This is a genomic window from Pedobacter gandavensis (assembly GCF_032677645.1).
GTDB classification, from domain to species: Bacteria; Bacteroidota; Bacteroidia; order Sphingobacteriales; family Sphingobacteriaceae; genus Pedobacter; species Pedobacter gandavensis_A.
Map to the genome: position 1 here is coordinate 34418 of NZ_JAVTSB010000007.1, position 12540 is coordinate 46957.

Genomic DNA, 12540 nt, shown 5'->3' on the forward strand with positions numbered 1-12540 from the left:
TCCGCATAACATACACTGATACAAACTTAAAACTCAAGATATAAAACACTTATACATGAAAGATATTATAAAAAATTACTGGGCCTTACTGATCCCTATTATAGTGGTCATCGCTGCTTTGTTCTTCTTCCTGGCAGGGAATAAAAAACAAGCCAATAATTTCATAGGGATGGTAGATGCGACCAGCGTAGATGTGGCGGCAGAATTTCCAGGCCGTTTAGATTCTTTGCTGGTAGAACTCGGTGATACGGTAAAAGAGGGGCAAATTGTGGCAATTCTTCGTTCTAACGAGATTGACGCCATAAAAGCACAAGCCCTTGCCGCAATTGATGCCGCAAAAGGACAGCAGGAATTGTTATTGAAAGGGGCAAGACCAGAACTGATCGACGCTACTTCTAAGTTATACCAGATCAGCGAAGATCAGTACAAACTATTTAGCGCTACCAACGACAGGATGCAGCGCCTGTATAACGCAGATGTGATCTCCGGTCAGGAAAGAGATATTTTCTACTTCCGCTATGAGGCAGCGAAAAAAGAAATGGAAATGGCAAAGCTGAACCTGAAGATGTTAAAAGATGGTACCCGTCCGGAAATCATGAAAACTGCCAATGCGATCGTAAAACAAGCAGAACAGGCTTATGAGCTGACAAAATCATTAGGCGATAATACCAGGGTTCATGCGCCCGCAGATGGCGTGATCACTAGTTTGGTGACGCACCAGGGGGAAATTGTTTCTATTGGTTATCCAATGATGACGATTGAAAAGAAAAACTCTAAACTGCTGCGGTTCAATATCCGTCAGGACGAATCTAACCTGTTAAAAGTAGGCTCTAAAGCTTCGGTAAAAGTGCCGGGTTGCGATCCGGAGACTTTTGAAGTCAAGGTAACGTCTATTGCGCCTACTTTAGAATTTGCCAATTGGGTGCCTACAAAAGACAAAGGGCAGTTTGAACTGAGAACATTTACTATAGAGCTGAAACCAGAAAACCCTGCCGGAATTAAAGGCCTGCGTGCTGGTATGACTGCTTCCTTAATTTTGCCATAATGCGTTCGACTTGTCAGATCATCATCCGGGAATGGAACAGGATTCTCCATCTAAAGGTATTTTACCTGGTGATGTTGGTGGTTCCTGCCCTGTTATTTTCTTTTTACGCGTATATCTACCAGGAAAAAGAAGCCAAACACCTTCCTTTTGCCATCTGGGATGACGATCAAAGTCCGGTGAGCAGACAGCTGATTTTTTTGCTGGAGCAACGGGATGCCTTAAAGATTAGCAAAAGACTGTATAGCGAAGCAGAAGTTAAGCGCGCTATTCAGACAGGTGAAATCATGGGTGCCGCGCATTTCCCTAAAGGGATGCAGAACGATATTTATAGCCGTCACCCTACAACCGTGACTTTATATACCAATGCGGCGGCTTTAGTGCCGGCAAAAATGGTGTACAAAGCAGCAGCTCAGGTGATCATTACCGGAAGCACCGGGATCGTGCTGAAAAAACTGGTGAAGACAGGGATGGAACCCGATCGGGCAATGGCTTTAGCGAACCCCATCAAACTGGACACCTATCAGCTATACAACGCAACTTACAATTACCAGGAATACCTGGTTCCCGGACTAATTACCGTGGGGATGCAAATGATTCTGATCATCAGTAGCATGTTGGCGCTCAATTATGAATATAAAACGAATACAATGGGGGAGTTGTATGAACTGGCAAAGGGTTCTGCTTTTCGCGTGATTGCCGGTAAAACGATTGCCCATCTGGTGGTCAGCTGGTTCAATTTTGTGCTCATTGCCTTTATCCTCTTTCCGTTTTTTGATATCGGTGTGCCGGCAGCAACGGGCAAGTTTTTTGCCTTATATACCTTATTGTCTATCGCCTGTATCGGGATCGGAATGTTCATTTCCGCTTTGTTTAAAGATGTGATGCTTTCCGGCGATGTGGCCTTGTTTTATACTTCGCCGGCATTTGTGTTCAGCGGTTTTACTTTTCCAAGATGGGCCATGCCTTGGTATGATCAGTATTACGCGACCATCATGCCTTATACACCCTTTCTGGATACTTTCTTTAAGATATACTATATGAACCTGCCTTTCTACTATGCACAGGCCGATTTGTATAAGCTACTGTTGTTCCCGGCCGTCATGTTCCCCACTGCCTTAATTCTTTTCCAACGTCAATTTAATAACAGCAAAAATGAAGCAGCAGCCGAACCCGTCCTTAATTAATCTTTTACTGAGAGAGGCTGCACTAGTGGTAAAGGACCATAGTTTGCTCCTGACCTTGCTGATTGCACCTTTGCTATACGCCTTTTTCTACGGTAGTATTTACATCAATAAAGAAGAAGAAAATGTGAAACTGGCCATTGTAGATGATGATCAGACGCGTTTATCCCGTTTATTACAACAGAATATCGACAATTCCCCAATGGTAGAACTGCTCCATTTTTCCAATCTGGAAGATGCGAAGGAGCAGATGTATGAAGGGAATTGCCAAGGGTACATGTACATTCCAAGAGGGACACAAACAAATCTGTTAAGCCTCAAACAAAGTAATGTGGTATTGGCAGTAAACGCGGCAAGATTTCTGCCTTCCAGTGATATTCTGGCTAGTGTACAACAAATCTGCCTCACGGTAGGCGCAGGAGTCCGGCTCCAGTTTTTTGAGAAAAGTGAGGGGATGACCACCGCAATTGCGATGCAGAACGTGATGCCCGTCAGCCTCGATTACCGTCCGCTGTTTAATGAACGATCCAGTTACGGGGCTTTCCTGTTACCCGGATTGTTAGCGCTGATTCTGCAACAAACCTTGCTGATCGGCCTTTCGGAAAGTGTGGCCGCAGAAAGGCAACATTCCACGATTGGAGGCTGGTTAAGAGGTGGTGCCTCCACAGCGATGTGGGGTAAAGGATTATTTTATCTGTTCCTGTTCTCCGCCTACGCGTTTTTCTTTCTCAATGTGAATTATAGTCTGCTCGATCTGCCCATGCGGGGCAGTGGTTTTCAGCTGAGTATATTGCTGTTTTTATTCCTGCTGACCTTAATCCCAATGGGACAGTTTATCGGCTCTTTATTTAAATCACAGCTGCTTTGTTTACAGATGATGGCCTTTTCAACCTATCCGATCTTTCTGATCACCGGATACTCCTGGCCATTTGAATCCTTGCCATTGCCGGTGCAGTGGTTGTCGATGCTATTGCCTACTACGCCCTTTATCCAGTTGTACACGTCAGTAGTACAGTCAGGGGCGAGTATCTGGGAGAATCCGAAGTTATTGTTGCACCTGATGCTGCTATGGGCTTTCTACAGCGGGATCTGTTATGCACGTTTACATACGCTGAGGAAACGGACGCTGGCCTGATTTTTCTGAGTACTCCATAAAAAGAAAAGCCCTGCAATCATACGATTGCAGGGCTTTTTTATTCAGTTGAATTCCTGATTATCTTAAAAGGTTTTTCCAGCTTACTCTGCTAGAGATCAATTCTTCCAGGTCTTTGATGTCAATTCTTTGCTGCTCCATCGTATCGCGGTGACGGATAGTTACGGTATTGTCTTCTAAAGTCTGGTGATCTACTGTTAAGCAGAATGGCGTACCAATGGCATCTTGTCTGCGGTAACGTTTACCAATCGCATCTTTTTCTTCATATACACAGTTGAAATCAAGTTTGAGGCTGTTCATGATTTCTCTTGCTTTTTCTGGTAAGCCGTCTTTCTTCGTTAATGGGAAGATCGCCACTTTTACCGGAGCTAAACAAGGGTGTAAGCGAAGTAAAGTTCTGCTGTCTTGTTTTTCTTCTGTACTCAAATCCTGCTCTTCGAAAGCATTGATCATTGTTAACAGGAACATACGGTCTAAGCCGATAGAAGTTTCGATGACGTAAGGAACATAATTTCCGTAAGGCTTACCTTCTTCGTTTAGTTCGGCATCGAAATATTGCATTTTCTTACCAGAGAAAGTCTGGTGTTGTGTTAAATCGAAATCTGTACGACTGTGAATACCTTCTACTTCTTTAAATCCGAATGGGAATTCAAATTCGATATCTGTAGCGGCATTAGCGTAATGAGCTAATTTCACATGGTCATGGAAACGGTATTTCTCTGCTGGCGTACCTAATGCCTGGTGCCATTTCAGACGTGCTTCTTTCCAGTAAGCGAACCATTTTGCATCTTCACCCGGACGAACGAAGAATTGCATCTCCATTTGTTCGAATTCGCGCATTCTCATGATGAACTGACGTGCAATTACCTCATTTCTGAATGCTTTACCGATTTGTGCGATACCGAAAGGAATTTTCATTCTTCCTGATTTCTGCACATTTAAGAAGTTTACAAAGATACCTTGTGCTGTTTCCGGACGTAAATATACTTCTTCAGCACCTTCTGCCATAGCACCAAACTGCGTGCTGAACATCAGGTTAAACTGACGTACATCAGTCCAGTTTTTCGTACCACTCACCGGACAAGCAATTTCATGTTCTTCGATCAGTGCTTTTAAGCGTGGAAGATCATCTGCCGTTAAGGCATCATCCATATCAGCCTGCAATTGTGCAGCTTTATCAGTTTTACCGTCTTTCTCGTAACGGGCAATTTTATCCTCTAACAACTGATCAGCACGGTAGCGTTTTTTCGAGTCTTTATTGTCGATCATAGGATCGCTAAAGCCGTCTACGTGTCCGCTGGCTTTCCATACTTTCGGGTGCATAAAGATTGCAGAATCGATTCCTACAATGTTCTCATGCATCTGAACCATGGATTTCCACCAATAAGTTTTAATGTTATTCTTTAATTCCGAGCCTAATTGTCCGTAGTCATATACAGCACTTAGTCCGTCATAAATCTCGCTACTTTGAAATACGAAACCGTATTCCTTGGCATGTGATATTACATTTTTAAATTGTTCGTCGTTAGTGTTCTTTGCCATAATGATGCAAATATAGAAGATTAACAAATATATATAGGGCCTAAATTCCTACTTTTGGCCATGAAACAATTTAATCTGCTTCTGGTAAGCTTCCTGATGCTTGCCGTATCCTGCACAGGACAAACAAAAAACTATATTTCTTTTAGCAGTGGCGAAGAATTAAGGTCATTTTTAAATAGAAAAACGCCGGGTTATCCGCTGATTTCTGCACATCGTGGAGCGCCAATGAAAGGTTTTCCTGAAAACTGCATCCCTACTTTCGAGAATGCGACTAAATATCAACCGGTGGTGATCGAGTTTGATGTTGCGCTGAGTAAAGATTCGGTTTTGGTGATTATGCACGATGACCGTCTGGATAGAACCAGTAATGGCAGCGGAATGATCGGAGACTATACTTATGCAGAATTGCAAAAGCTACGCCTGAAGGATGATTACGGTACTTTAACCAGTTATAAAATCCCGACTTTAAACGAAGTACTCACTTGGGGAAAAGGAAAAGTATTGTTTACCATTGATGTGAAAAAAGGCGTTCCTTTTGCCAAAATCATCAATGAAGTACGTAAGACGAAATCAGAGAGCAATTCTATTGTGATCACTTACAACGACAACCAGGCGGTAGAAGTACACCGTCTAGCACCTGACCTGATGATTTCTGCTTCTGTTAAATATGCGGGAGATCTGGACAGGTTAAATGGTAAAGGCGTACCAAACAACAGAATTGTGGCTTTTGTAGGTACATCCCTTCCGGAGCAAAAAGTTTTTCAGAACTTACATGACAACGGGATCACTTGTATCATGGGAACTATGGGCAACTTAGACAAACGTTCTCTGGCCAGACCAAATGGTAAATATTACTATCAGTACCTGGAGGCAGGTGCCGATATGATTTCTACTGATAATTTAGCATTGGCCGGAAAAGATTTTGATCAGTATAGAAAAGATAAAAAGATTCGTTCTTCACACGTTAAAAAGGTAAAATAAATTGAGCATCCAGGTAAATTCACTCAGCAAACATTTCGACCAGCAAAAGGCGGTAGATGGAATTAGCTTTGAAGCTAAACCCGGTAAGATATTAGGTTTTCTCGGTCCCAATGGGGCCGGGAAGTCGACCACCATGAGAATGTTGACGAGTTACCTGAAGCCAAGCTCAGGAACGGCCAGCCTTTGCGGCTTCGATGTGCAGACACAGGCTGTTGAAGTTAGAAAGATCATGGGCTATCTTCCCGAAAATACACCTTTGTATACCGATATGTATGTGCAGGAGTTTTTACTGTTTGTTGCCAATACTTATCAGCTGAAAGAGGCTAAAGAAAAAGTAAAGGAAACTATTGAAAAGGTAGGCCTTGCTTCAGAACAGCATAAGAAAATAGCGATGCTGTCTAAAGGTTACAAGCAAAGGGTAGGTCTGGCCCAGGCGATCATTCATGATCCGCAGGTCTTGATTTTAGATGAACCAACTTCCGGACTGGATCCCAATCAGTTGGTAGAGATCAGAGAACTGATCAAACAGCTGGGGAAAAACAAGACAGTGATCATTTCTACGCACATTATGCAGGAAGTGGAAGCGCTCTGCGATGCCGTAATTATCATTGATAAAGGGCGTATTGTAGCAAATGCTTCCATCACTGAGCTCAAAAATGAACACCAACTGACTTCTTTAGAGGATATTTTCAGGAAATTAACTTCCTAATATTAATCTTTTCCTGTGTTTATAGCCATTGGCCAAGTTTTTGCATTTATGTATTGATTTATATCATTAATACGAATTAAACTTAAACACATGAAAAAAGTATTTTTACTAACAGCGATCGCAGGTATTTTTGCATTCTCGAATGTTAAGGCTCAAAAAGATCCTGCTATGAATGGACCTAAATTAGGTATAGGTGCTGAATTTGCATTTCCGATGGGAAACTTCGGAGATATTTATAATATGGGATATGGAGGTTCATTATTGTACCAACATCCTGTTGCTCCAAATTTAAACTTAACGGCTAATGCAGGTTACTTAAGTTTCAAAGCTAAAGATATTTTCGGTGGTGGTACCTCAGGAGTTATTCCGGTTAAAGTTGGTGCCAGGTATTTTGTAGCTGAAAACTTTTATTTGAATGGTGAAATAGGTGCTGCATTCTCAACTGAGGATGGCGGTGGAACAAAATTCGCCTATTCACCAGGAGCTGGTGTTGAATTTCCAGTAGCTGATAAATCTTCCATTGATTTAGGTGTAAGATATGAAGGATGGTCTAAAGGTGATGGATTCGTTACTCCTTCTTTCATTGGCGTAAGAGCTGCATTTAACTTCGGTTTGTAAGCATTCTACTAAACTTATCCGGTGTCAGATAAACACTGGTAAAAGCCTTCCTGGAAACAGGAGGGCTTTTTGTGTTTTAAGCGGTTATTACCCCTGCCGTTTCCCCCTTTTTGAGCGTAATCTTCAGACCTATTTTTAATAAATTCTAACCGGATTATGTCCGACTTGATCGGTTTTAGGAAGAATTTGAATTTTTAGCCGAATTTCCTGGTTCTAAAAAAGCTTGTTTTTGCTATTTTTTACTTCTTTTCAGCGTATATTTTATAGGTAGTCGGACTTTTTTTAAACTTTTTTTTCAAGTGTAGAAATAACACTAACCTACTGAAAACGAGTGATTTTGTCTAACTTTTAAGGAAATGTCAATTTAATGTAAAAAGATAATTATTTCATAATAATATTCCAGTTCAGCCAACTGTATCATGTGGAATTATTTTTTATCATAAAGAGATTTTTCATTCATTTCCATTGAATTTTCTTTCAAATGTTTTTTGATCTGTTCAAATGATTGTACTCTTCTATATTTTATTCCAAACCTGTACAATCTTTTTAAAAAAATACAAAAGGTTTGTATTCTTAATGTAAGTTTATATAGCTTTATGTAAAATTAACGATAGATATGTCTGCTACAATTAAGAAAAGTGCACAGTTAAGGAAGGAAATACTTAAGCATTTGTATTCTGGCTTAGCACTTTCTTTAAATGAGCTCAGCAAACTAACTCAGAAAAGTCTCCCGATTGTGACCACCGTGGTCAATGATCTGATCGCAGATGGATATATGATCAGCGATGGACTTGCGCCTTCCAGCGGGGGGAGAAGAGCCTCAATGTTTCTTTTGAATCCTAAAAAAGAACGATACATTATTTCAGTTGCTGTAGATCAGATGGTTGCCCGAATGGTGATCTACAATTTGACCAATCAAATTCAACTCCCGGTTCAGGTTACTGAAATTGATACTTACAATGATGTAAATGCCCTTCAGAAATTAGTGGTATTTATTGCCGGTAACCTGGAGAAATCAGGCCTAAACAGGGATCATATACTGGGCATCGGTATAGGTATGCCTGGCTTCGTAAACATTGAAAAAGGAATCAACTATACCATCTTTCCTACTGCAGAAGGGGAATCTCTGAGAGATCACCTCAGTAGCCGCTTAAACCTCCCGGTATTCATAGACAACGACTCTAGTTTAATTGGAATTGCAGAGCTGAAATTTGGAAAAGCCAAAGGTAAGCAAGACGTTATGGTCATCAATTTAGGCTGGGGTACCGGACTGGGGATGATTATCGATGGAAAAATATTCAGGGGCCATAGTGGTTTCGCCGGTGAATTTAGCCATATCCCTTTATCTGGTAATGATCATTTATGCTCTTGTGGTAAAAGGGGATGTCTGGAAGTCGAAACCTCCTTATTGGTGATGGCAAGGAAAGCTAAAGTACAGGTGGAAGCAGGAGTAGAATCAAGTATGAAACGATTGTTTTTGGATAAATCCAAACATGACGGGGATCATTTTTTAGCTGCCGCCCGTTCCGGAGATCCACTGGCCATCTCCATCTTATCAGAAGCATCCTTTCATCTTGGAAAAGGGGTAGCCACCTTAATCCACATCATGAATCCAGAGAAAATTGTGTTGAGCGGGAGAGCTGCCATAGCCGGTAAAATGTTTATGCCTTCGATTCAGCAAGCCATTAATGAGTTCTGTATTCCCAGAATCGCAGAGTGTACCGATATCGAAATCTCTGAAATCGGCAATGAAGCGGAATTGCTGGGGGCAGCCCACATGGTGATGGAACGCGCAGAATCCCTGTAAAGCACAAAAGATAAGTATAAAAAGAACCATCCTTTTTCCGATTAATATAAACCCAAATTAAAACTAAACAACTATGACAAAACTACTACTAAAAATGACGTGGCTTAGCTTTGCGGCGTTATTCTGGAGCATCGGCGTCTATGCCCAGACTGGTCGTACCGTATCTGGTACTGTAAAGGATGAAACAGGCTCGCCCATGCCTGCGGTAAGTGTTCGGGTAAAAGAAACGAAAAAATCAACCAGTACTAATGCAGCGGGGAAATTTGTAATTGATGCAGTACCCGGGAATACACTGGAATTCAGGTATGTGGGATATGTGAGCAAAGATGCCGTTGTGGGTGCCGACGGAGTGGTTAATGTAAGCTTAAGTCCAAGCGATAATGCTTTGAAGGAAGTGAGCGTAGAGGGAGCTTTGGGGGTGAAAAAGATAGACAGGAACCTGGGGTATTCTGTAACCAAGATCAAAGGAGATGAAATTACCCGTACCAATACCGTCAATCCGATTACAGGTTTGCAAGGTAAAGTAGCCGGGGTGAACATCAATGTGGTGGGAACTGCAGGGGTACAAACTTCTCCTTACATTCAAATCAGGGGTGCTAAGGTTTTAGGTAGCAGCGACCGACAAGCGAATAATCAGCCAATCTTTGTGATTGATGGCCAGGTGATCACCAACAACATCGTAGGTGGTGATGCTGCTGATGGCGGTTCTCAGCTTAAAAGTTTGAATCCTGATGATTATGAGTCGATCACGATACTTAAAGGTGCTGCGGCAACTACATTATACGGTTCCAGAGGTTTGAATGGAGCGGTCGTGATCAATACCAAAAGAGGGAAAAGTGGCCCGGGATTAGGTATTGAAGTGAACAGCACTTACCAGACTACAGAGGTTTATAAAAGCTTTATGGACCTTCAGAATGAGCATGGTATGGGAAGTTACCTCAGTAGAGAGGGGAATTTCAGACCAGATGGTACGCAAAGTTTAACTACTGGTAACTGGGGGCCAAAATTCGATGGAAGAATGACTCCCGCGATTTATAACCCATCAAAACTGGTTCCTTATGAGGCGCAGCCAGACAACTGGAAAACCTTTTATCGCAATGGAAATTACATCAATAATAACGTGGCCTTAGGTGGAAGTACGGATAAATTTAATTACCGTGTTTCTTACTCTAATACCAGTAATAAAGGGATTTTGCCTAATAATGGTTTGAAAAGAGATGCGATTGATGTTAAAGTTGGGGGAGAAATTAATAAAATATTTTCTTCGGAAATGGGAATCAGCTATGCAAACACCAGAACTTCCAACTATTTTAATCAAAGTAGATTTTCTGTTTATGGCGATAATGCACTCGCTTTTAGTACTTATTATCTGCCAAGAAACATTGATTTTGCAGATTGGTATGCTGGCTATAGAAATCCTGCAAATAATGAGATCTATACCTATAGTAAACCAGGTGGTAATTTTGATGCAGTAGTCAACACCTTTTCAAGAATTGACAAAAAGAACTATACCAATCATGAGAATTCGCTATTGGGATTCCTTCAGTTAAAAGCACAGGTAAATCCCTGGTTAGATTTTAGCGCGAGAGGTAACTTTAACTACCAGAAAAACTTTGCCGAATCCAAAGAATATGGTAATGAGAAAGACAATAAAGGTGGATATTATAGTGCAGGGGGTGGTTATTCTACAGATTACACCTTATTATTCATGGCCCACGCCAATAAAGACATTAGCGACGATCTGAATGTTGATGTCAGGTTGATTAATGAAATTTATGGTGATAAACTAGGTGAAACCTATAGTGCAAATACCAACGGCGGTTTGGCAGTACCAAACTTTTTCTTCCTTGATAACTCGGTGAAACCTATTCAGGGAGATGCCGTTAACCTCACTACCAGGAAGTATTCAGTCAACAAGCCAAGCAGAGAAACAATCGGTATCGCTGGAGTAGTGAACTTCTCTTATAAGAAATACCTGAATTTAGAGTTATCTGGCCGTAACGACTGGATTTCGGTGTTAACTTATCCTAAAATTGTTCCTGGAAAGAATAACAATTCTGTATTCTATCCTTCGGCAAACCTTTCCTATATCTTCTCGGATCACTTTAAAGAAGATATGCCATCCTGGTTGTCGTTCGGAAAAATCAGAGCTTCCATTGCTTATGTAGGAAGTGCTGGTATTGCCAGACCATTCGATACAGGCGCTGGTTATTCACCATCGGTTATTATTGATCAGAATGGACAAACAGTACCTGCTGCTACTCAGATTAATGGGGATACAAAACCAAATTATGATCTAAGACCACAGAGACAACGTGAAATTGAGTTTGGTACCACTTTATCTTTCTTGAAAAATAGAATTGATGTGGATTTTGCCTGGTATAAAGGTAATACCTACGATCAGCTCCTGAAATTGGATGGAGTACCCGAGACTGGTTATAAAAGAACCTTCTTTAACGCGGGTAACATTCAAAATAAAGGATTTGAAGCCTCAGTTAGTGGCGCTCCAATCAGAACTAAAGATTGGGGATTAGATTTATCCCTTAACCTAGCTCACAATAGAAGTAAAATCATCAAATTCGGAGGCGGTATCACCAGCTGGAACATTACCGGAGATTATGAAGGTGGACAAGTATGGGCCTATGAAGGTGGCGATTTTGGAGTATTGGAGATGCGTGCCAATACCACTGTGAAAATTGATCCTGCTACTGGCTTTCCTTTAATTATAAATGCACCCAGACTTTCTAACGCAACTGCAGATGTGAAATACAATGTGGCCAATTATAATCTGGTTGATAACTCTGATTCCGATTTGCCAAATGGAAGGCTGCCGATAGGAAGAGTAGAGCCAAGTTTAACAGGCGGTTTCTCTGTGAATCTGAGGTATAAGAGCTTTAGCTTATTTACACAAATGGACGCCCGTTTTGGTGGGTATGTTTATTCAGAAACTTATGCCTACTCTATGGGGAATGGAGTGCCATTAGCCTCTTTAAAATATCGTGATGAGGCTCATGGTGGTGTAGCCCGTATCGATTCTTACACAGGACAAACGGTGTATGATGGTGCAGTTCCTGATGCTGTTTTTGCTCCGGGACAAATGAGTTTAATTGATCCAACCAAATCTATCGCAGGAATGACCTTCAGATCAGCTTATGATCAGGGATTGGTAGAACCATGGAAAGCTTCAGTTTATTATACCTATACAAAAGGATGGCAGAATGCGCTGAATAATTCCGATGCAATCACTAAAATGTCCTGGTTGATGTTGCGTGAGGTGACTTTAGGTTATCAAATTCCTTTTCAAATCCTGGACAAGGTGAAAATTAAAGGCGCACGCCTCAGCTTTACCGCTAGAAATCTGGGTTATTTATACAACAGTTTAACAGGTGGTCAAAATCCTGAATCTGTTCAAAGTAATGACCCTTTTAGCCCATGGATTACTGGTGGTGTTCCTTTTACAAGGAATTACGCGGTTTCCTTAAACGTTAAGTTCTAATCCTAAAA

The 12540-nt window shown here is 41.4% G+C and carries 9 protein-coding genes; 8 read left to right on the forward strand and 1 reads right to left on the reverse strand.

Annotation, left to right across the window (positions count from 1 at the left end; all coding sequences use genetic code 11):
* Window positions 1–55: 55 nt before the first annotated feature.
* Genes R2Q66_RS12560 through R2Q66_RS12570 form a run of 3 tightly spaced genes read left to right on the forward strand, consistent with a single transcriptional unit; the run spans window position 56 to window position 3361 of the window.
* Window positions 56–1045: an HlyD family secretion protein gene (locus tag R2Q66_RS12560; protein ID WP_316749442.1), complete on the forward strand. Its 990-nt coding sequence runs from the start codon at window positions 56–58 to the stop codon at window positions 1043–1045.
* The gene (locus tag R2Q66_RS12565) at window positions 1045–2229 is read left to right on the forward strand and encodes an ABC transporter permease (protein WP_316749444.1); all 1185 of its coding nucleotides are present in this window, start codon (window positions 1045–1047) and stop codon (window positions 2227–2229) included. The genes R2Q66_RS12560 and R2Q66_RS12565 overlap by 1 nt, the downstream gene beginning before the upstream one ends.
* Window positions 2198–3361 (forward strand): ABC transporter permease, encoded by a 1164-nt coding sequence (locus R2Q66_RS12570; RefSeq protein ID WP_316749446.1) that lies wholly within the window; start codon window positions 2198–2200, stop codon window positions 3359–3361. The genes R2Q66_RS12565 and R2Q66_RS12570 overlap by 32 nt, the downstream gene beginning before the upstream one ends.
* Before the next feature lie 78 nt (window positions 3362–3439).
* Here R2Q66_RS12570 and R2Q66_RS12575 read toward each other — a convergent pair whose 3' ends face one another.
* Entirely contained in the window at window positions 3440–4921 is a 1482-nt protein-coding gene (locus tag R2Q66_RS12575) for a glycine--tRNA ligase (RefSeq protein WP_316749448.1), read from the reverse strand.
* 60 nt (window positions 4922–4981) lie between these two features.
* On the opposite strand from R2Q66_RS12575, the gene R2Q66_RS12580 reads away from it, so the two are divergent.
* The 5 genes from R2Q66_RS12580 to R2Q66_RS12600 all read left to right on the forward strand — a co-directional run bounded on the left by R2Q66_RS12580 (window position 4982) and on the right by R2Q66_RS12600 (window position 12532).
* A complete protein-coding gene (locus tag R2Q66_RS12580) occupies window positions 4982–5902 on the forward strand; it encodes a glycerophosphodiester phosphodiesterase family protein (protein ID WP_316749451.1) in 921 nt (306 codons plus the stop codon).
* Window position 5903: 1 nt separating this feature from the next.
* The gene (locus R2Q66_RS12585) at window positions 5904–6611 is read left to right on the forward strand and encodes an ATP-binding cassette domain-containing protein (RefSeq protein ID WP_316749452.1); all 708 of its coding nucleotides are present in this window, start codon (window positions 5904–5906) and stop codon (window positions 6609–6611) included.
* A 90-nt stretch (window positions 6612–6701) separates the two neighbouring features.
* Window positions 6702–7229: an outer membrane beta-barrel protein gene (locus tag R2Q66_RS12590; RefSeq protein WP_316749454.1), complete on the forward strand. Its 528-nt coding sequence runs from the start codon at window positions 6702–6704 to the stop codon at window positions 7227–7229.
* Between the two features lie 616 nt (window positions 7230–7845).
* On the forward strand, window positions 7846–9036 hold the full coding sequence (locus R2Q66_RS12595) for an ROK family protein (RefSeq protein ID WP_316749456.1): 1191 nt from the start codon (window positions 7846–7848) through the stop codon (window positions 9034–9036).
* A 73-nt stretch (window positions 9037–9109) separates the two neighbouring features.
* A complete protein-coding gene (locus R2Q66_RS12600) occupies window positions 9110–12532 on the forward strand; it encodes a SusC/RagA family TonB-linked outer membrane protein (protein WP_316749458.1) in 3423 nt (1140 codons plus the stop codon).
* Window positions 12533–12540 lie beyond the last annotated feature (8 nt).

Bases quoted from the DNA above. Each gene is read 5' to 3' on its own strand.
- R2Q66_RS12595 (WP_316749456.1), top strand. From the start codon at position 7,846: ATGTCTGCTACAATTAAGAAAAGTGCACAGTTAAGGAAGGAAATACTT.
- R2Q66_RS12580 (WP_316749451.1), top strand. From the start codon at position 4,982: ATGAAACAATTTAATCTGCTTCTGGTAAGCTTCCTGATGCTTGCCGTA.
- R2Q66_RS12590 (WP_316749454.1), top strand. From the start codon at position 6,702: ATGAAAAAAGTATTTTTACTAACAGCGATCGCAGGTATTTTTGCATTC.
- R2Q66_RS12575 (WP_316749448.1), bottom strand. From the start codon at position 4,921: ATGGCAAAGAACACTAACGACGAACAATTTAAAAATGTAATATCACAT.
- R2Q66_RS12565 (WP_316749444.1), top strand. From the start codon at position 1,045: ATGCGTTCGACTTGTCAGATCATCATCCGGGAATGGAACAGGATTCTC.
- R2Q66_RS12600 (WP_316749458.1), top strand. From the start codon at position 9,110: ATGACAAAACTACTACTAAAAATGACGTGGCTTAGCTTTGCGGCGTTA.
- R2Q66_RS12570 (WP_316749446.1), top strand. From the start codon at position 2,198: ATGAAGCAGCAGCCGAACCCGTCCTTAATTAATCTTTTACTGAGAGAG.
- R2Q66_RS12560 (WP_316749442.1), top strand. From the start codon at position 56: ATGAAAGATATTATAAAAAATTACTGGGCCTTACTGATCCCTATTATA.